At 51.6% G+C, this 18,859-nt stretch carries 14 protein-coding genes; 10 read left to right on the forward strand and 4 right to left on the reverse strand.

All coding sequences use genetic code 11. The annotated features are described in order from the left end of the window. Position 1: 1 nt before the first annotated feature. Positions 2-184 carry a hypothetical protein gene (locus tag K3T83_RS34855; RefSeq protein WP_220207516.1) on the reverse strand — a complete coding sequence of 61 codons (183 nt, stop codon included), beginning with the start codon at positions 182-184 and terminating at the stop codon, positions 2-4. Positions 185-452: 268 nt separating this feature from the next. Beyond that, positions 453-923 carry a hypothetical protein gene (locus K3T83_RS34860; protein WP_220207517.1) on the reverse strand — a complete coding sequence of 157 codons (471 nt, stop codon included), beginning with the start codon at positions 921-923 and terminating at the stop codon, positions 453-455. Positions 924-1,308: 385 nt separating this feature from the next. Between K3T83_RS34860 and K3T83_RS34865 the strand changes: the two genes are divergently transcribed. Further along, positions 1,309-2,715 (forward strand): S53 family peptidase, encoded by a 1,407-nt coding sequence (locus K3T83_RS34865; RefSeq protein WP_220207518.1) that lies wholly within the window; start codon positions 1,309-1,311, stop codon positions 2,713-2,715. Between the two features lie 708 nt (positions 2,716-3,423). Then, on the forward strand, positions 3,424-7,518 hold the full coding sequence (locus tag K3T83_RS34870) for a DUF6788 family protein (RefSeq protein WP_220207519.1): 4,095 nt from the start codon (positions 3,424-3,426) through the stop codon (positions 7,516-7,518). A 518-nt stretch (positions 7,519-8,036) separates the two neighbouring features. Here K3T83_RS34870 and K3T83_RS34875 read toward each other — a convergent pair. Then, a complete protein-coding gene (locus tag K3T83_RS34875; RefSeq protein WP_220207520.1) occupies positions 8,037-8,603 on the reverse strand; it encodes a hypothetical protein in 567 nt (188 codons plus the stop codon). 479 nt (positions 8,604-9,082) lie between these two features. Between K3T83_RS34875 and K3T83_RS34880 the strand changes: the two genes are divergently transcribed. The 6 genes from K3T83_RS34880 to K3T83_RS56525 all read left to right on the forward strand — a co-directional run bounded on the left by K3T83_RS34880 (position 9,083) and on the right by K3T83_RS56525 (position 15,662). Continuing rightward, positions 9,083-10,375: an RNA-guided endonuclease InsQ/TnpB family protein gene (locus tag K3T83_RS34880; protein ID WP_236065051.1), complete on the forward strand. Its 1,293-nt coding sequence runs from the start codon at positions 9,083-9,085 to the stop codon at positions 10,373-10,375. Between the two features lie 786 nt (positions 10,376-11,161). Beyond that, positions 11,162-11,329 carry a hypothetical protein gene (locus tag K3T83_RS34885; protein ID WP_220207521.1) on the forward strand — a complete coding sequence of 56 codons (168 nt, stop codon included), beginning with the start codon at positions 11,162-11,164 and terminating at the stop codon, positions 11,327-11,329. Positions 11,330-11,708: 379 nt separating this feature from the next. After that, positions 11,709-12,218 (forward strand): nitroreductase family protein, encoded by a 510-nt coding sequence (locus K3T83_RS34890; RefSeq protein WP_220207522.1) that lies wholly within the window; start codon positions 11,709-11,711, stop codon positions 12,216-12,218. 187 nt (positions 12,219-12,405) lie between these two features. Continuing rightward, the gene (locus tag K3T83_RS34895; protein ID WP_220207523.1) at positions 12,406-13,218 is read left to right on the forward strand and encodes an aminoglycoside adenylyltransferase domain-containing protein; all 813 of its coding nucleotides are present in this window, start codon (positions 12,406-12,408) and stop codon (positions 13,216-13,218) included. 68 nt (positions 13,219-13,286) lie between these two features. Continuing rightward, on the forward strand, positions 13,287-13,997 hold the full coding sequence (locus K3T83_RS34900) for an aspartate/glutamate racemase family protein (protein WP_220207524.1): 711 nt from the start codon (positions 13,287-13,289) through the stop codon (positions 13,995-13,997). A gap of 210 nt (positions 13,998-14,207) precedes the next feature. Next, entirely contained in the window at positions 14,208-15,662 is a 1,455-nt protein-coding gene (locus tag K3T83_RS56525; RefSeq protein ID WP_236065052.1) for a serine/threonine protein kinase, read from the forward strand. Here K3T83_RS56525 and K3T83_RS34915 read toward each other — a convergent pair. Beyond that, complete coding sequence (locus K3T83_RS34915; protein ID WP_220207525.1) at positions 15,634-16,500, reverse strand: LLM class flavin-dependent oxidoreductase; 867 nt, start codon at positions 16,498-16,500, stop codon at positions 15,634-15,636. The two genes, K3T83_RS56525 and K3T83_RS34915, sit on opposite strands and share 29 nt — an antisense overlap. Positions 16,501-16,691: 191 nt before the next feature. Between K3T83_RS34915 and K3T83_RS34920 the strand changes: the two genes are divergently transcribed. Further along, positions 16,692-17,918, forward strand: a complete 1,227-nt coding sequence (locus tag K3T83_RS34920; RefSeq protein WP_220207526.1) for an MDR family MFS transporter — start codon at positions 16,692-16,694, stop codon at positions 17,916-17,918. Positions 17,919-18,051: 133 nt separating this feature from the next. After that, the gene (locus K3T83_RS34925; RefSeq protein WP_220207527.1) at positions 18,052-18,852 is read left to right on the forward strand and encodes a class I SAM-dependent methyltransferase; all 801 of its coding nucleotides are present in this window, start codon (positions 18,052-18,054) and stop codon (positions 18,850-18,852) included. Positions 18,853-18,859: the final 7 nt, after the last annotated feature.

The raw sequence follows: 18,859 nt of genomic DNA on the forward strand, positions 1-18,859 counted from the left end.
GCTACGTGGTTGCCTCATCTACTTGTGGTAAGGAGAGCATAAGCCGTTTTTGAAAGCGTGCAAGCAGTTCTGTGGCCTCTTCATGCTCTTTCGTCGTTTCAGGCATATGACTGATGTAATCGATATAATGGATGATGGCATCTTCAACGGCGTGAGCTTCGTCGGGGGTTGCGATAATTCTCATCAATGGTTCTTCCCTTTGCACCGTAATCCACCTCTTTTTCTGATCGATTCAGGAAAGACTTTTTTGTATTTTTGTATGCAATAGCCCTGATCTATCCTTGCAATAATGTGATAAGAGGAGAAGCACGTTATCTTTACAACTGACTTTTCCTCTTATCGCGAGAATTATTCCTTGTTCTAAGTACCCCTGTTTTTGTCAGGGACGAGTTCCTTGCCCGGTGGTTGAGAAAGACCCTTGCTCTTATCGTTGAGTCAGAAATAGGTAGTGGCTAGTAATCGATGACGATATGGCCGGTCCCCTTCGGCTCGCTTGCCCCGTCTGCGGTAAACATCACGGCGAATTCCGTGTTGGCTGGAATGGTATCCACCTCTTTTTGGGTGTTATCAGTGAATGGCGTCGGGCTAAACCAGTTCTGCTGGCTCTCGCATTTTGTAACAGCTCCCATATTCATGAGGCAGACCATTGCGTTCATATCGTAAGGTTTCTTCGTGAAACGCACCCATACGCCTCCATTGCATCCACTTGATTTAATCAACGTAGGTGTCAGGCCGCCACTCGGGCCTGCAATCTGAAAATCTTGCTCGAAATGCCGGCACCCGGCAGCACCATTGATGGTTGTGGACATTGAAGCTGAGGTGGAGATTGTGGGCATCAGCAACACAAATGCAACAACACTGCAAAGCAGCCCCAGACTTGCAAAAACAGACATCTTCCACGGAAACATGACTACTGGTTTCATTCCTCACTTCTCTTTCGGCCCTACACGATGTATTTTTTGCTTTTTCTTGCCAGGAAAGACTTTTACCATAAAATCTTCCCACTATCCATTTTACTGATAACACCAAATTTTTTGGCAGAGATAGGCAAAAACTCTTATCCTGTGCGCTCTTTGACAGGGACGGAAGAATTATTTTGAGCCTGGGGTGAAATATCTTGAATGCATGGAATCTTATCATATGTTGCGTTTTCGTCTCTGTTGCGATTACCCTATGAGATCTCAAAAATGGATTCTATTCTGTACAGTCTTCCAGTCATGTCGGCGTCTTAGCATACGGTAAGGCGTATGAGCATATAGGGATCATTATCGTGACGGGAAACCATATGTTCAAAAAAGGATAGGTTAGATGTTATCACCTGTAGATACTGTGGTCAGAAAACTCGTTCCGTTGGCGTTTGTTGTCGCGCTCTTCTGGAGTCTGATACCGCTGGCGAGGACGCCTGCGAGCGCACATCAACTGAGAGTGCTTGGATACTCATTCAAAGGCCATATGAACACGGTCCAAGATGGTGGTATCCTCGGTCCCCTCGCCAAAGCCCCGACCAATGCTGATTGTCAGGCTGAAGGGCATATTCATTGTTACAGTCCACAAGAGCTTCGCAAAGCGTATGGCCTGACTTCTGCTATTGATAGCGGTATTACTGGAAAAGGGGAAACAATCGCCCTGATCGAATCGTTCGGCAGCCCTACCGCCCTGGAGGATCTGAAAAAGTTCGACAAAGACTATGGATTGCCAGATCCCCCGTCCTTCGAGCAAATCGCGCCACTTGGTTCGGTGCCCTTTGATCCTAAAACGCATGGTTTCATTGGCTGGGCGCTGGAGACTTCGCTCGATGTGCAGTGGGCACACGCAATGGCCCCTGGTGCCAATATTGTTGTCATGACCAGTCCAGTTGCTCAGACTCAAGGGACACAGGGCCTACCAGAATTCCTACAGCTGGAAAAATATGCTATCCAGCATCACTATAAAATCTTTTCCCAGAGCTGGGCTGCGACCGAAAATACCCTGTTTACTCCTGAGGGCAAAAAAGTCCTCAACGATTTTGATACCTTCTATAAACAGGCTGTGCAGGAGGATGATGCAACCTTCTTTAGTGCAGCCGGTGATAGCGGTTCTGCAAATGTCGATGAGAAGGGGCACACTTATCCATTTCCCACCGTTAATTTCCCGGCTTCCTCGCCCTGGGCCACAGCGGTTGGGGGCACCAGTCTCTCTACAGATGCTGATGGTAATTATCAGTCTGAAAAAGTCTGGAATCAAGGCGTAGGTGCGGCGGGTGGAGGCGGCATCAGCCAGTACTTCAAAACTCCTGAATACCAGAATGCCAATCTGCCAAAGTCCGTCCTTGAGACGCTCAAAGGCTATCGTGGAATCCCCGATGTTTCTGCTGACGCCGACCCTGATACTGGCTTACCGATCTACATGGGTTTCCTCGATACAGATAAGGACAGTCCAGGGAACGGCTATTATGTATTCGGCGGTTCCAGTGGAAGCACACCGATCTGGGCTGGTTTCCTGGCTGATGCATTCCAATATGCAGGTCATCCAATTAAACAATTGAATAGCAAGCTTTATCAGCTCGCCCAGGATAAGGATGCCTATGCTCATGTATTCCATGATGTAACGGTTGGTGATAACGCCCAATCGCCTATTCCAGGTTATCAGGCCACAGAAGGCTGGGATCTTGCAACAGGCTGGGGTTCGCCTATCGCGGATAAGTTGTTTGACTATCTGGCATCTGTTGACAAATAACCCTTTATTATCACAAAAGAACGCTCTGGCTTCTGTAATCTCTCTTTGCAAGCCAGAGCGTTCTTTTATGCCTTAAAATCAACTCTGAGAAGGCGAACATTGTGCGGACAGCGCCCATCTTCGAGCCTTTGGGCTTGGCAGTAGCCCAATCGTGTAGCTTCTGCTAATTCGGGAATTCCTCTGCGTTCATTTTAGTGGTCTTTCCCTTTTGCGCTTCTAGAGCGCATGTAACTTAACCGTATCCCGGCAGCACTCTGTAGCTTATTTGACAGCGATGGTGCTGCACTTGCATGCTCTTTTTGGAGTTCTGCCGCGCTCAGTGCACATAGTAAGAAGAATGAAGAGGTTTGCGAAGCGAAGAAGAGCATTGGTATAATAGAGAATATTTTGTCCATATTGTGACAGCAACTTATGTACTGTGCGCCTGACGTTTTGTGTCGTTGATTGTATACTCTGGGGCGAAGGAGATGTTTTTCGCAGGGACGCCGTTTATAAGTCCTGGTTTGCGTTTTATTTACGCGCAATAAGCTCTAACAAAATAACTCTCCACGTTTGATTTATCGCGCCGATGCTTCTCAACAGAGATGGGGAGCGGGACGAGCGTGATAAATCGTGCAATTACGAAACATGTGGTGTATATCATAGAATAGAAATGTGCGATTGCCAGGCTTATAAATTGCGCCCCTGCGAGAAAAAGGAGCGTGTGGGATGAACAGCAAAATCACGTATCATCAACAGGTAAGCTACTGTGGCAAACCCCGCTGCCGGAAGTGCCGCGAGGGGACGGGTCATGGTCCTTACTGGTACGCATATCAGACGGTCGAAGGAAAGACGACCCGCACCTATGTTGGCAAAAACTTGCCGCCCGATGTGCAGGCGTCGATGGAGGGTCAGCGCGAAACCCCTGTGCCGCTGCACGAGCAGGAACAGGAGCAGGCGCTTATTCGTATTTATGTGCTGGGTCAGTTTCGTCTCGAACGTCGCTCAAGCCGCACGACATCCGAGTGGCAGACTGTGACCGATTCGGCCTGGCAGCATCAGCGCGTGCGTGCGCTGCTTGGTTGCCTGGTCAGTAGCACGGGCCGTAAGTTGGGACGCGAGCAGATCATGGACGCGCTCTGGCCTGATCTCGATCTGGAGACTGCGGCAAGTCGTCTGGATCGTGCAGTCTATAGCCTGCGCCAGCTCTTTGAGCCGTCGCGCAACCGTCCCGCCACCTCGCCTTTTCTGCTGACCGAGCGCGAGCAGTTGGTTCTGGCCGATCAATCGCAGGTCTGGGTGGATGCCGATGCGTTTGAGCATCTGTTGGCCCAGGCACGTGAGACGGACGATCTGGGCAAGCAGGAGAGCCTGCTTGATGAAGCCGCGACCCTCTATGGTGGTGATTTCTTGCCGGAAGAGCGCCGCGTTGAGTGGGCTATGGGTCGGCGCGAGTCGTTGCAACGCAGTTGGATCGGTCTGTTGCTCGATCTCGCCCGGTTGCGCATCGACCGCGATGCCCTGACCAGCGCCATCGAGCCGTTAGATCGCCTGCTTTCCGTCGATCCCACCAATGAGGCGGCAGTGCAGCGGTTGATGAAGCTGCTGTACGAACTGGGTCGTCGTGGTGAGGCGTTGCGGGCGTATAAGCGTCTGGCCCAGGTCTTACAGCAGGAGTATCGCATCGCACCGCTACCGGAAACGAGGGCCATCTATGAGGCGCTGCGCTCCGGTGGCACCTCTCCAACTGTCCCGGCATCCTCGATGGCAACGCAGACCGAGACGAGGCGTGAGGTGCGCACAGAGGCGGTGGTAATTCAGATCGGTCGTGCTCATCAGAGTCCGCTGGTGGGACGCGAAGAAGAACTGGGCGTCCTGCGCAATATGGTGCTGACCACTGAGCATTCCGCACGCTTCCGCCTCTCGCAACGCAAAACGCTTGCCACGACCTTTGATAGCACACAGCGCCGCGCCCAATGTATGCTGCTGATGGGCGATGTTGGCATTGGCAAAACGCGTCTGGCCGAAGAGGTGAGCCGCGATGCCAAGCGGCGCAACTGGGCGGTGGCGTGGAGCCGTGTCTATGCGCAGGAGGGGAGCATTCCCTATCGTCTCTGGACCGAAGTGTTGCGTAAGGCGATGGCGCAGGGAGCGTGGCAGCGTCAGGAGTTGAGCCGCCGCCCGCTGGTATTTCAGCCGTTGTGTGCCTTGCTGCCTGAACTCTATGATTATCTGCCGCCTGTTTCGTTCTCGACGCCGCAATCGCCCGAACAGGAACAACTCAACCTCTGGATGGCGGCTCACGCGCTGCTGACCCTGATTAGCGAAAGCACGCCGTTGTTGATCGCGCTCGACGACCTGCAATGGGCTGATGGGAGCAGTTGTGAGCTACTGGCCTATCTTGCACGCCGCATCTACGGCCATTCTATCGTCATTGTGGGAACCTGTCGCGACAACGAATTACCGCCCAGTCACGCTCTGCGTCCGCTGCTCACTGATCTGCAACGCGAGCATGCAGTGGAGACGCTGCCGCTGCACCCACTCAGCGACGAGCAGATCAGTACGCTGGTGACGCATATCTCATCGCACGTGGCCTCGCGTGTATCTGAGCCGCTGGTGCAACATATTCGCGACCGTGCGGCGGGCAACCCCTTCTTTGCGGAAGAGCTGGCGCGCACTATCACCCTACCGGCTGAGGGGAGCAACGGCAACGGCTCATCTTCGTCAAATGGCACATCTAACCTGCTCGATCTTGAGAAGGGGGCGGATCTCCCGGCGACCATCAACGCTGTGCTGGATCTGCGCCTGAACCGTCTCAGCCCCGATTGTCTGCGGTTGCTCAACAAAGCGGCGGTGCTGGGCAATTCGTTTGAGTTTCCCGTCATTAACGATATGGAGGCGATGACGCCCGGCTCCAATGAAGATGTTGTGCTTGATCTGTTGGAGGAGGCGCTCAAGTCTGGGATGCTTACAGAAGAGGGTGTGGGAACGCGCATCACCTATCAATTCTGGCACCCCTTGCTGGTCGATCACCTCTACGAAAAGCTTTCGGCTGCGAGACGGGCCAGCCTGCATCGCCGTGCCGCCGATATCTTCCAGCACGTCTATAGGGATCGTGAAGACGAGGGAGCCGCCACCATCACGCACCATCTCGTGCAGGGAGGTTCCGCCTCGCACCTCATCGCCCGTTTCGCCGAGCGAGCAGGCAACCACTCCTACTCGCTCTCCTCCTACGTTGACGCCGAGAAATACTACAAAACCTCATTCGAGCACGTAGACCCAAGAACCGACGACCCCCAACATTATGCGTATTTGCTAGAGATTCTGGGTGAGTGTACTCGAGTTCAAGGCAAGTACGATGATGCCCGCGACTATTATGAGAAAGCTCTCAACGTACATAGCCAGCAAAACAACCCATCTGTTGATCCCCAAAAGGAAGCGCAGATTCAAGCTTTGCTTTCTTGTGAAATAGGTCTGACATGGTACGACACAGGTAATAACGCCAAAGCACAGCAATACTACCAACAAAGCGAACAGACACTAAAGAACGTTGGTGTCCTTAACGGCCCGGCCTGGGCATACTTGCTTTATCAGCAGAGCTATGTAAACTGGCGAGAAGGGAATTATGATAACGCTCATATTACAGCAAATGAAGCCCTCCGAGTATTTGAAGAGAAAGGCGTACATCAAAATAACAGGATGGAATTTGCAGGCAACTTGACACGAATAAGACGAATTCTTGTGGATGATACGGTGAACTTAGGACGCACTTATGTATTGTTAGGTATGATTGCAAATGGAGCAGGGCAAACAAGTGAGGCTTTATCACATTTTGATGCAGCATTAGCTATTTTTGAGCAAAATGAAAGGCCAAGAGACATTACACATACTTGCTGTAATCTAGGTGATCTTTATTTGAGAAAAGCTGAGTATACTCAGGCTAATGCTGTATTGCGTCGCGCACTCAATCTTGCAGAGAGAATTGGGGATACTCCTAATCTATGTTTTATTACAGGTAATATAGGCATATTAGATGCGCGTACAGCTAACTTAGCTGAAGCAGAGAATGAATACAGGCGTGCAATTACTCTGGCTGAGGATATTAATGAGCTTGCCTCGGTAAGCCCCTGGTGTACGTATTTATCTATCTTGTTACAGGAGCAAAATAAGCTTGATGATGCAAGAGCAACCTTATATCGAGCATTAAAAATTAGTAGAGATATGCACATAACCCCTTATGCGGGAATGGCGTTGGTGGCGCTTGGAAATCTTCGTATCAGTCAAGCTCTAGTGTTGGGAATCGAGGAGAAAAGCGAGAAGGCTCAATCCAAAGCAATGGCGAGAATGCTTATGCAAGCAAAAAAGACTTTGAAGCACTTTTTGATTCTTGAAGGCATAGAGGCAGAGACAAGAATTGAGGGAAGATTATTGTTGGCACAAGCCCACTTATTGTCAGATGAATTGGATCTGGCTTATCAGCAAACGCAGCAGGCACAGGAAGAGGCTGTGCAATCTGAGCTAACATGGCTGGTGATACGTGCTCAACGATTACAGGGCTGTATTCTCGCCACCCAGCATCGCTATGAGCAGGCGGAGCATTTCTTTGAGCAGGCTATGCGCGCCTTCCGCAAATGTGGAATGCGCCTGGAATATGCCCGCACACTCTATCATTATGGCTTGATGCTGCTGCAATGGGATAAGGCGAAGGGCAAGAAATACGATCAGGGATTGGCCTATCTGAAAGATGCTCGCCAGACCTTTGCCGATTGTAAGGCCGCGCTTGATCTCAGACTGGCCGAACAAGCATTAACGGAGCATGAATAGCAGCAGATTTAATCATAAATGATGAATATATGTACATGTATGATTGCGCCGGATATATTTCCTTATAGGTTGCGATTGCTAGATGTGGCGTTTTTTGTATAAAAGGGCGTTATCAGGTGCGAAATACTTTATATGGTGATAAAAAAGAGGAGAGGGGGGTGTGGCGATGGCGCCAGCCTCGCTACCTATTTCTCTATTACTCTCTTTTTTATCTCTTATTATATCTAATGTCATCCTTATAACCCGTTGAAGCGGCTTGTGAAGCGGTTGGAATGCCTATATAGAATGTTGTCGGTTCGACATCTTCAGGTTGTAGATCTACAACGTTGGATAATCGTATATGGCAGGGGCGATGGCTTGTCCTCGCCTGGGAACCCATCGTGTGGCCTGTGAAGTCGGGCGAGGACAAGCCATCGCCCCTGCCATATACGATCACACCCGGAGAAGTTGGTGGATGTTCTAATCGTCTCGCAACTACGACCCGAAGAGCGGTGGATGGAGAAACGTTAGCAAAGCATTTATTGACGCGGGTATTGTGGGTATTGACCAGCAGGCGGGGGCGCATATCCTGGTTGTGGTGGGTAGGCGGGTTGACCATAGGGAGCAGCCGGAGGGTATTGTGGAGTGGGAGGCTGTCCATACGGTGCGCCTGGAGCTGGATAGGCTGGATATTGCGGTTGTCCTGCTACTGGTTGCGGTGGGTAGGCAGGTTGGCCGTAGGGAGCTGCTGGGGGATACTGCGGAGCGGGAGGCTGTCCGTAGGGCATATTATGTTGTGGCTGGGGCGGATATGCCGGCTGTCCGGGTGCGTAACTATATTGTCCCGCCCCTCCATAGCTTACCTGATTGCTGGCTGCTTTCTGCTTGAGACCTTGCACGCCTCTCATCACAATAAAGGCGCTGGCTACTAGAAGCAGCAGGCTGAAACCATAGGCAATCAAGGCATTTGTTCCGCCTGTTCGACTCGCTATAGTGACGAACAAGAAGAGCAGACCTATCAGGATTCCCAGCGATCCCGACACCACACGTCCCCAATTCTGGCCCAGAATCCGATACAACAGCCATGTAAATAAATTGGTACGCATAAAAATTGTGTTCCTTCCCAGGATACCGTTCCTGATAATAGATAATCGTGTGATTACTTACTATTAGGAGATAGAGCCATACATTGTTACTCGTTACTTACCAATAATGACAGATAGGAAGAAGCTGGAGGAATACCGTGCAAAACGACAGGTGATATATACAGGCAGATAGACCCATTCCTGCGCCCCCAGCACCGTCTCTCAACAGATAGGACTGCTTTTTCTACATCATGAGTAACATGCTAAGAGAAATAGGCTACATATTGTGGACAGAGCCTGGCTCTACAATATATAGTAGAGTTAATTTCCGATGATGGTATACTTATCCATTCGCGCCATAAACCCCATGCATTTATGCATGGGGAGAGAAGGTACGTTCCTTCTTTGGAGGGGAGGAGTGGATACATTTGTGTATTTCGTTGACAAAACCGACCTGATTCTCTAGAATAGGAGAGGAGTGATGTAGACAGGAGAAACAGGTGTCTCGGACAAAAGATTCGTCCCCATCGAAAAAAGAGAAGAGAGCACGCGACCCTAAAGATCCCAACCTGCGTTGCAAAGCCTATAAGTTCCGGCTCTGCCCAACAAAGAAACAGGTGGGCAAGCTCGAATGGATGCTGCGCCGGTGTAAAGAACTCTACAATGCCGCCCTGCAAGAACGGCGAGATGCCTATCGCATGTGTGGCGTCTCCGTCTCCTATACGATGCAGGCCGAGCAGTTACCCGCCATCAAAAAACTGAGAGAAGAGTATCAGGATCTCCATAGCCAGGTGCTTCAAGATGTCTTGCGTCGGCTGGATAAAGCGTTCCAGGCCTTCTTTCGTCGCGTGATGAATGGGGAGGAGCCAGGCTATCCGAGATATAAAAATGGGGATCGCTATCACAGTATCACGTACCCACAGGGTGGGTTTGAACTCCTGCATGGCAATCGGCTGCATCTCTCCAAAATCGGGCATATCAAGATCAAACTGCATCGAGCGATGAAGGGGAAGGTCAAGACCTGCACGATCAAACGCGAGGGTGAGCAGTGGTATGCGATCGTGACCTGTGAATACCTGCATGATGCAGCTCTCACCTTCCATCCCTCTGAGAAGGAAGTGGGCGTGGATCTGGGCGTGAAGGTGTTCGCCATGCTTTCAACGGGTGAGGCCATTGAGAATCCGCGTCACCTGCGAGAGGAAGAGAACACGATTGCCGCCGCCCATCGCACGATCCATCGCCACAAAAAAGGGAGTCACCGCCGCCATCGTGCCAAGAAAGCACTCGCTCGTGTGTATCGCAAGGTGCGCAACCGGCGGCGCGACTTCCAGCACAAAACCTCGCGCAAGCTGGTCGAGCAGTATCAGGTGATCGTGTTTGAAGATCTGTCGATCAAGAATCTGACGGCAACTCCCAAGCCCAAACAGGACGAAGAGACTGGCAAGTACTTGCCCAATGGGGCAGCAGCCAAAGCCGGTTTGAATAAAAGTATCTTAGATGCAGGATGGGGTGGGTTTGTCCGACTCTGTGCCAGCAAAGCGGAAGAGGCTGGCGGTACAGTGGTCAAAGTTGCGCCCTATTTCACTACACAAGTCTGTAGTTCCTGTGGTGTCGTGGTCCAAAAAGACCTCTCTGTTCGCTGGCATAGCTGCCCAGACTGCGGGGCGGAGCTAGATCGAGACCACAATGCCGCGAGAAATATCCTGCATCGCTATCACCAGAACAAACAGATCGGGGCAGGAAGTGTCCCACAGAAGCCGGTCTCCTTGCGTGGAGAGGAACCCATTCTGTAGAAGCCCCTGCATTCCTGCATGGGGTGCTTCACTGTATGGAACCATTTTATGGGAGGGATGAAATATCCTCCTGTCTGTTCTCGTAAGCGCTGTGGAGATGGATGGAGCTGGGAGGTAGGAAAGAGCATGAGGAATAGTTTTGTATGGTCAAACGGGTGGCAAGAGCGGCACTTCGCTGCAACGTCGGCAAGTTTGCCGTAAGGCATCGCAGATTTTTGAGGTGTCCATCACATTTAGCGACGCCCCTTACAAACAGACATCCCCTTCTTGCAAATCGACGAACCCCTTCTCAACCTACGACGGCATACCGGCAACTCGCTTGCACTGCATACCTGAAAATCTGATAAAAAAAAGCCATAAATCCTCTTAAATTCGTGTATCCTTTGCTCAGAAAGAGATCACTGATATATATGACGCACGACGAAGCGAAACATCAAATCTCTTCACGAAGATCGAAACCTGTATCTGGGCCAACAAGGAGGTATGACACGAGGACTTGAATAGCGCTCACTATTCATCATCAAGCCCTCTTACACTGTCATGATGTTGTCCGTTTGTCTGTGATCGTTTTATCCATACTTTTTCTCAGATTTGCAAAAAATGTCAGCAAGCTGGCCGTCGAACCAGCGCTGACGAACTTCCCAGCATTTAGAGGCTTTCGTTCTGACGACAAAGATCGCTACTGAATGCTCGGGGGAGATACCAGAGTCCATCTAGCAGAGTATAAAACGCTGCTGTATGGAGAGGGTCTAAAAAAATCAGCACCCGCAAGGAAGGATGCCACACATGAGCCTTACACTTACTCGCCAACAGATGTTTGCCCTTTTACTGCTCGCTTTCTTCACCGTTCTCGTTCTTGGCACTATCATCACAGCCAGCGTTATGCATACCGATGTATGGCACCTGTTGTCTTCATTCAATGCATCTACAGCCGTTATGAGTCCACATAACTGAGCAATGTAAGTGTATGCTCATGGCTCGCAGGATGCACAACGAAGTGCTGATGAGCAAGCTTTCCGCCAAAGCTCGAAGGTGAGTTGAGGGCGTGTAGATAAAACAAAATTTAAATTTTGGAAAGGAGCAAGGAAGATGTCGCATTACGACTAGCCTGCACCACAATCAAAAACGCCTACCTGCATCGACAGGTGGGCGTTTTATTTTGTGTGCCGATATGTCTACTATAACCATACCATTTCGTGTTGGCATAAACCGTTATGACTTAATGTTGTAGCTTAATAGCCGCAGCTTTTGACAATGTTGCTCATCGAGCTGCGATTGTTCAAAAGCACAACAATTAATTTTGAGTAGTTTAGAAAAGAAAGAGAGACGTATCTTGGCAGTATCTGATGTAATTCGTACCGTGCTGGCCGTTCGCCAGTTTCGCGATGAGCCAATCCCCGAAAACGTTGTGCGAGAAATTGTCGAGGCGGGACATCTGACGGCAAGCGCCGGGAACCAGCAGCCCTGGCACTTTATCGTCGTGCAGAATAAGGAAACGCTCCGCAAGCTTGGCGAACTGGCAAAAAGTGGCCCCTATATTGCTCAGGCTCCTCTGGCTATCGTTGTGGCCGCTGAACAAACCCCCTTTGCCACCTCAGACGCGAGCCGGGCTATTCAGGATCAGATTCTCACCGCCTGGGAGCATGGTGTCGGCTCAAACTGGGTCGGCTTCAACAATCTTCCACAGGTCAAACCTGTGCTGGGTATTCCCGATAATATTGACGTGATTGCGATCGTCCCCTTTGGCTACCCTGTGGCTAAAAATCTTGGCAAGGGCAACAAGAAGCGCAAACCGCTGGGCGAGGTTGCTCACAACGAGCGCTGGGGCCAGCCGTTTGCATAGAGGCTCTCCTAACAAACCCGCAACAAAAAGGAACTTCAAAGGGCGATGATCCCCGGAGAGGTTCCTTTTCGCTGTCTGCCGATATCCCCATCTTCCGCTCTTGTCAGGCTGCAAGGTCATGCTTTAGAATGTGCTGGTCATGATCCCCCTTAAATGTGTCACATTTGTACAGAGAAAGGTAGCATCAGTGCCCCCAACATACGCTAGCAATCCCACGCCATATGAGGATGTCAATACTATTCTTCGTTTGCTCTATACCAAACAACTGGAGGTGCTGGGTTCTCAACTCGTCGGCCTCTATCTGTATGGCTCGCTCTCTCTGGGCGACTTCGACCCGGCATCGAGCGACATCGATTTCTTGACGGTGACGGCTGAGGAGCTATCCGTAGAGACGACAGATGCACTGCGAGCGATGCATGAGGAGATTGCCCGTAGCGGCCTGCCCTATGCCGATCACCTGGAAGGCTCGTACATTCCATGCGCAGCGCTGCGGCGCTACGATCCAGATCATTCACGGCATCCCAGCATCGGCGTCGATTGGGAGTTTCATGTGGGTGAGCATGGCAACAACTGGATCATTGAGCGCCAGATTGTACGCGAGCATGGAGTGGTCATCTATGGTCCCGCGCCACAAACGCTGATCGATCCGGTCTCGCCACAGGAGCTGCGGGCGGCGGTCTGTCGGCACCTCAAGACGCAATGGCAGCAGCAGATGCTTGCTGGCGATCTGGAATGGCTGCGTCCACGCAACTATCAGGCGTTTGCCATTTTGACCATGTGCCGCGCACTCTACACGTTGCAGCACAATACCACCATCTCCAAACCACAGGCAGCTGTCTGGGCACAGGAGCGCTATCCACAATGGCGACCAGTCATCGAGCGAGCGCTGGTGTGGCGATCTCAAACCGAAAAGGATGATCTGACGGAAACCATAACCTTTGTGCATGTGGCACTGGCGCAAGCTCTCGCGCTTTGTGGAGATGAGGACAATGTATCGTAGTTGGTAATTTGCTTGTTAGCTATAATATGCGCTAAGGACTATTGCGTATTTTCATCAGGAGACGTTCTATGAAGACGATTGGCTTGATCGGTGGGTTGAGCTGGGAATCAACCATTGAGTATTATCGCTTACTCAATATAGGAGTCAAGAAGAGACTTGGCGGATTGCACTCGGCCCAATGTGTGTTGTATTCATTCGATTTTGCGGGTGTCGAAGAACTACAGCATCAAGGGCGCTGGGATGAAGCCACACAACTGATGATCAGTGCCGCTCAGTCCGTCGAGCGAGCGGGAGCTGATTTCTTGCTCATCTGCTCCAATACAATGCATCGGATGGCCGATGACGTGCAGCGCAACATCGATATTCCTCTATTACATATTGCGGATGCCACCGCCCAACAGATCACTGCTCAACATGTGCAGCGTGTGGGGTTGCTTGCCACCGCCTTCACGATGGAGCAGGATTTCTATAAAGGACGCCTCACACAGAAGTATGGTCTGAATGTGCTGATTCCTTCAGCAGAAGAGCGCAAAATCGTTCACGACATCATCTATGGCGAACTCTGTCTTGGCGAGATTCGACAGGTCTCGAAAGAAGCGTATCAGCGTATCATCAAACATCTGGTCAGTGAAGGCGCTGAGGCCATCATTGCGGGCTGTACAGAAATCATGTTGCTTATCTCGCAAAAAGATTGCCCTGTTCCGCTTTTTGATACTACCTCTATTCATGTTGAGGCTGCTATAGAGCTTGCTTTACAGACAGACCCGGTAATACTATGAGAGAAATATGCATCAAAACTGGATATTGTTGAGATAAAAATTGATGCGTGGACACTTTGCTAATAGAGCGAGAGCGAATCTTTGTGACTTTTTGGATAATAGCGCATCAAAATTGAGGGTAAGATGGTACAATAGAACAAACCCGATATCAGGGGAGACAGATTCGCTCTGCGCCCCGATAGAAAAACTATGCAGATAAGGGATTGAGGGATGTCTGATAGTAGCAATGACCTTGTAGGCGAGCTGATAGGCAATTATCGCCTGTTACGATTGCTTGGCAAAGGCGGCTATGCCAATGTCTATCTTGGAGAGCACATTTATCACAATACGCGGGTAGCCATCAAGCTATTTCATCGCAATGTGTCCGATGCCGATCTGGAAGAGATTCTCACCGAAGCACGCACGATAGCGAAATTGGAACATCCCCGTATCATTCGTATTTTTGAATGTAACATTGAAAACGAATACCCCTATCTGGTGATGAGCTATGCTCCTCAAGGCTCACTCCGACAACGCCATCCCAGGGGAACGCGCCTTCCATGCTCTCTGGTCGTCTCCTATGTAGAGCAGATTGCGGCAGCATTGCAGTATGCACATGAACACAAGTTGGTGCATCGCGATGTCAAGCCGGAGAATATGCTTGTTGGTGAAGATGGTCAACTGCTGCTCAGTGACTTTGGGTTGGTCACGTTTGCGCGCACAACCGGCAATCAGACGACCGGCGATATGCGCGGAACGGTGGCGTACATGGCTCCTGAGCAACTGCACGGCAAGCCCCGCACGAAAAGCGACCAATACTCGCTCGCTATTGTCGCTTACGAGTGGTTGTGTGGACAACGCCCCTTCGGTGGTGCTTTTGCAGAGATTGCCAGCCAGCACATCCTGGCCGCTCCCCCATCGCTCACAGAGCAGGTGCCGGACCTGCCCCCCGCCGTCGAACAGGTCATTTTCAAGGCGATGGCCAAGCATCCAGCGAATCGCTTTGAAAACGTCACCCTGTTCGCCCAGGCGCTTCAGCAGGCCAACTTGAGTTCCGTTTCTGCGCCATTGCCCGCTGCGACAAAACGCGTTGCTTCTCAGGCGCTCACACCATTGCCTGACTCTTCTCGTGTCTCATCCAGTCTGTTGCCCTCTGTTCCTCCAGAGCTATTGGTAGAAGAGCTGTCAACGCAGATCGATGCGCAACAGTTCTGGTCATACGATAGCCCCAGCTTGAAGCCTGTTAATGCTGCAACAACATCTATGCACCCAGCGCAAAAGGGAGAAGAGAGATCATCGTCCAGGCTGATAAGTAGTCGAACGCTCAGAACGCTGATGATTCTCTCCGGCCTGCTTTTGCTGATTGGTGGCAGCCTGGTACTGAGCAGCGGCATATTCACGCCATCTCAGCCAGCCCCAAAGCCGCCAAAAGTGAACGATGGTATGAGCACAACTATCGTTAGCACCGCTACGGTCCCGGTTACGAAGAAGACGGTCACAGTGGTAAGCCAACCGACGCCGACGCCAACACTGCAACCGACGAAGCCAGCGAAACCGACTGCGAAGCCAACGCAGCGCGCGACTCCAACACCAACACCGACCGAGAAGCCAACGGCAACTCCGACGCCGACCCCTACACCTTTGGTGCCACCGCTACCTACCATTGTGGGCGGTTTGTTCCCGTAAGTGGCGGCCCCAGGCGAATGCGCTGCCGTACTTCTTCGAGCGTATCTTGCCAGGTGAAGGTCTCTTCCCACCAGGTTGCGCCTGCATCGATAAAGGCGGCGATTGTTGCGGCGTCTGCTGCTTTGTCGGTGCCGCTGGTTCTTCCAGATGAAACGATATCGAGAGGCTTCTCCCGCGTGCGATAAGGTCGCATATAGTTGACGATCTCGCGTAGATCTTGCGGTGTGATCTCGTGTTCGCGCATCAGAGGGAAAACGCCGTCCCATTGTGCTGCGCGACGAAACGGTTTTTTGTTTGGCCAGAAGCCTGCCACCCAGATCGGAATTTGCGGCATCTGATAGGGGCGAGGCAGGAAGCGCACATTTGAAAGCTGGTAATGCTTCCCCTCATAACTCACTTCTTCGCCACTCCACAGTTTCGCCAGGATCTCTAAGCCCTCATCAAGCATCTCGCCATGCGCTCTGGCATTAACCGTCTCACTGAAGCCGCTGAACTCTCTGCTGCGGTCGCTGCCCAGGCCAACGCCGAGGATCAGGCGTCCATGTGAGAGATGATCGAGGGTTACCGTCTCGCGCGCGATCTTCCAGGGGCGGCGACGGGGCAGAGGCGTTACCATAGTGCCAAGCAAGATACGCTTTGTGCGTAGAGCAATCGCAGTCAACGTGATCCAGGGATCGACCATGATAGGCGTTTCCTGGGAGCCGCGCATGTTATAGTTGATATGATCCCAGAGGAAGAAAGCATCCCAACCCGCCTCTTCAGCTTCGTACGCCAGTTCAGCAATAACGTGTGGATCGCTGGCGAGGCCGAAATTAGGTATGTCGATAGCAAAACGCATGTACGAAATCTCCGATATCGATAAATAGTGGAATTGATATGGTGAAAAGCCAAATCAGCCTGAGCTGTTTCCACTATTATTATAAACGATTTTGTCAAGAGGCACATCGTTCATCTGGACGATGCGTTTTTGTTCAGATTTCCTATACACTTGCATTGTTATATTAATAAAAGTGAGAAAGGAATATCTGCATGCTGGCACGACAACTGGGCTTACCGCGAATACGAGGGTCGGAGGGATTTCTTATAGCAATATTTATCGATGCGCTGGGGAGTGGTCTGTTTCTTCCATTTTCGCTGCTCTACTTTCATGAGGCCGCTGGATTGGCGCTGGTGACGGTCGGGTTCGCGCTCAGTCTGGCAACTATATTTACGTTGCCAATTGCGCCGCTCACGGGCTGGCTTGCTGACCGTTTCGGGGCGCGCTATGTGGTGATCGCCTCTCAACTCTTGCAGGGGGCCGGTTTCTTAGGGTATCTCGTGGTCAATAATGCGCCTACCTTGATTGTCTTTGCACTCTTGACCGGGATTGGGCAGCGCATGTTCTGGTCGGCATATTTCACGCTTGTTGCCGACATCGCCGAACCATCTGAGCGGGATCGCTGGTACGGTCTGGCGGGAGCCGCGCAGAACATTGGCCTCGCGCTAGGTGGTCCGCTAGCTGGATTGCTGGTTGCAAGCTCTGGGCTGCTAGGATATCGAATCGTCGTCGTCGTCAACTGTGTGAGCTTTTTGCTTGCCGCTGTCCTGTTACTCTTCAGTGTACACACGAAACGCCCTCTACAGCACGAAGTCACGGAGACCGGAGGGTATCGCACCTTGATGCGAGATCGACCGTTTCTCATCCTGACCCTGACTGGCGTACTGTACGCGCTGGGGAGCATGTTTTTCCCTCTAGGCATCCCCATCTATATCACCACGACGCTACACCAACCTGCGTGGGCGATTGGTTTCCTGCTGGCATTTAACACGATCTTACTGGCAGCGATGCAAACTATCGTCGTGCGGTATCTGGAGCCATATCGACGTACGCGCGCCCTGATGCTTGTCGGGCTATTATTGGGGATCTGGTGTGGAACAACGGCGCTGGCAATCTGGATTCCATCCTGGTTGCTCCTGCCATATCTGTTCGGTATCACCTGCCTGTATACGCTGGGCGAACTCATTAGCGCGGCCACCTCAAGCGCTCTAGTGGCCGCTGCCAGCCCGGACGCATTGAGGGGACGTTATCTCGCCTTTTTCCAATTTTCCTGGAGCATTGCAAGCATCGTCGCGCCCGGCCTGTTCACCACACTCTTTTCGGTTACTCCGACCCTCCCCTGGCTGATTGTTGGCGTATTGATGCTGTTTGCCAGCTTGAGCATATATCGCCTGGAGGCACACCTGCCGAAGCGCGCCATTTACAAAGAGGAGAAATAGAGGTTGATGCCGTTGCCGTATCACTTTCGCAAAAAATAAGTATTAGACAGATCATCCGGAGGTCAGTTATACTTTTTCTTGAGCTCAAGAGGAGTGATCGTATTTTTGAACTGTTTCAGCGAAAGGAAAAACGATGTCTGATAGCAAGCAAACAGATGCCGCGCAAGAGAAGATCCAGCAGGTACAGAGCCATTTTGGGGCTGCCGCTGCCGATTATGTGACCAGCAAAGTGCATGCCAGTGGGCAGGATCTCGCCTGGGTGGTGGAGGCAGCGGGACTCACTGGAAGCGAACGCGTGCTGGATGTGGCGACGGGTGGAGGACATACCGCGTTTGCCCTGGCTCCTGGGGCAGCTGAGGTGGTGGCGCTCGATATCACGCCGGAGATGCTCGCAGTGGCCCAGCAGGAGGCGAACAGGCGTCATTTGCACAACATCAGCTTTCTGGAAGGGAATGCTCAGAGCATCCCCGGCGCTGATGCCAGCTTCGATGTCGTGGCCTGTCGTCAGGCGGCTCATCATTTTCCCGCTGTGCAGCAGGCCGTGCGTGAGTGGGCGCGTGTTCTCAAGGCTGGTGGAAAGCTGGTGTTGGTGGATTCGATGTCCCCGGAAGAGCCGGAGATCGATGCTTTTCTCAACGAGATCGAGGTCTTGCGCGATTCCTCGCACGTTCATAACTATCGCAACTCAGAATGGGTTGCCCTCTTGAGCGAAGCTGGTTTTACAGTGAAGAACACTCGTGAATTTGGCATCTTTCTAGACATCCCTTCCTGGACGCAACGCATGCGCACCCCCGCCGAGTCAGTTGCGCGTATCGAGCACCTTTTGCGTACAGCAGGACAGGCAGAGCGCGAACGGTTGCACATCGAGGAGCGTGATGGCATCCTGGGTTTCACCTTGCCTGTGTTGCTCTTATTAGCTATAAAAGGCGAATAACATTTAT

The sequence above is a fragment of the Reticulibacter mediterranei genome (assembly GCF_016587455.1).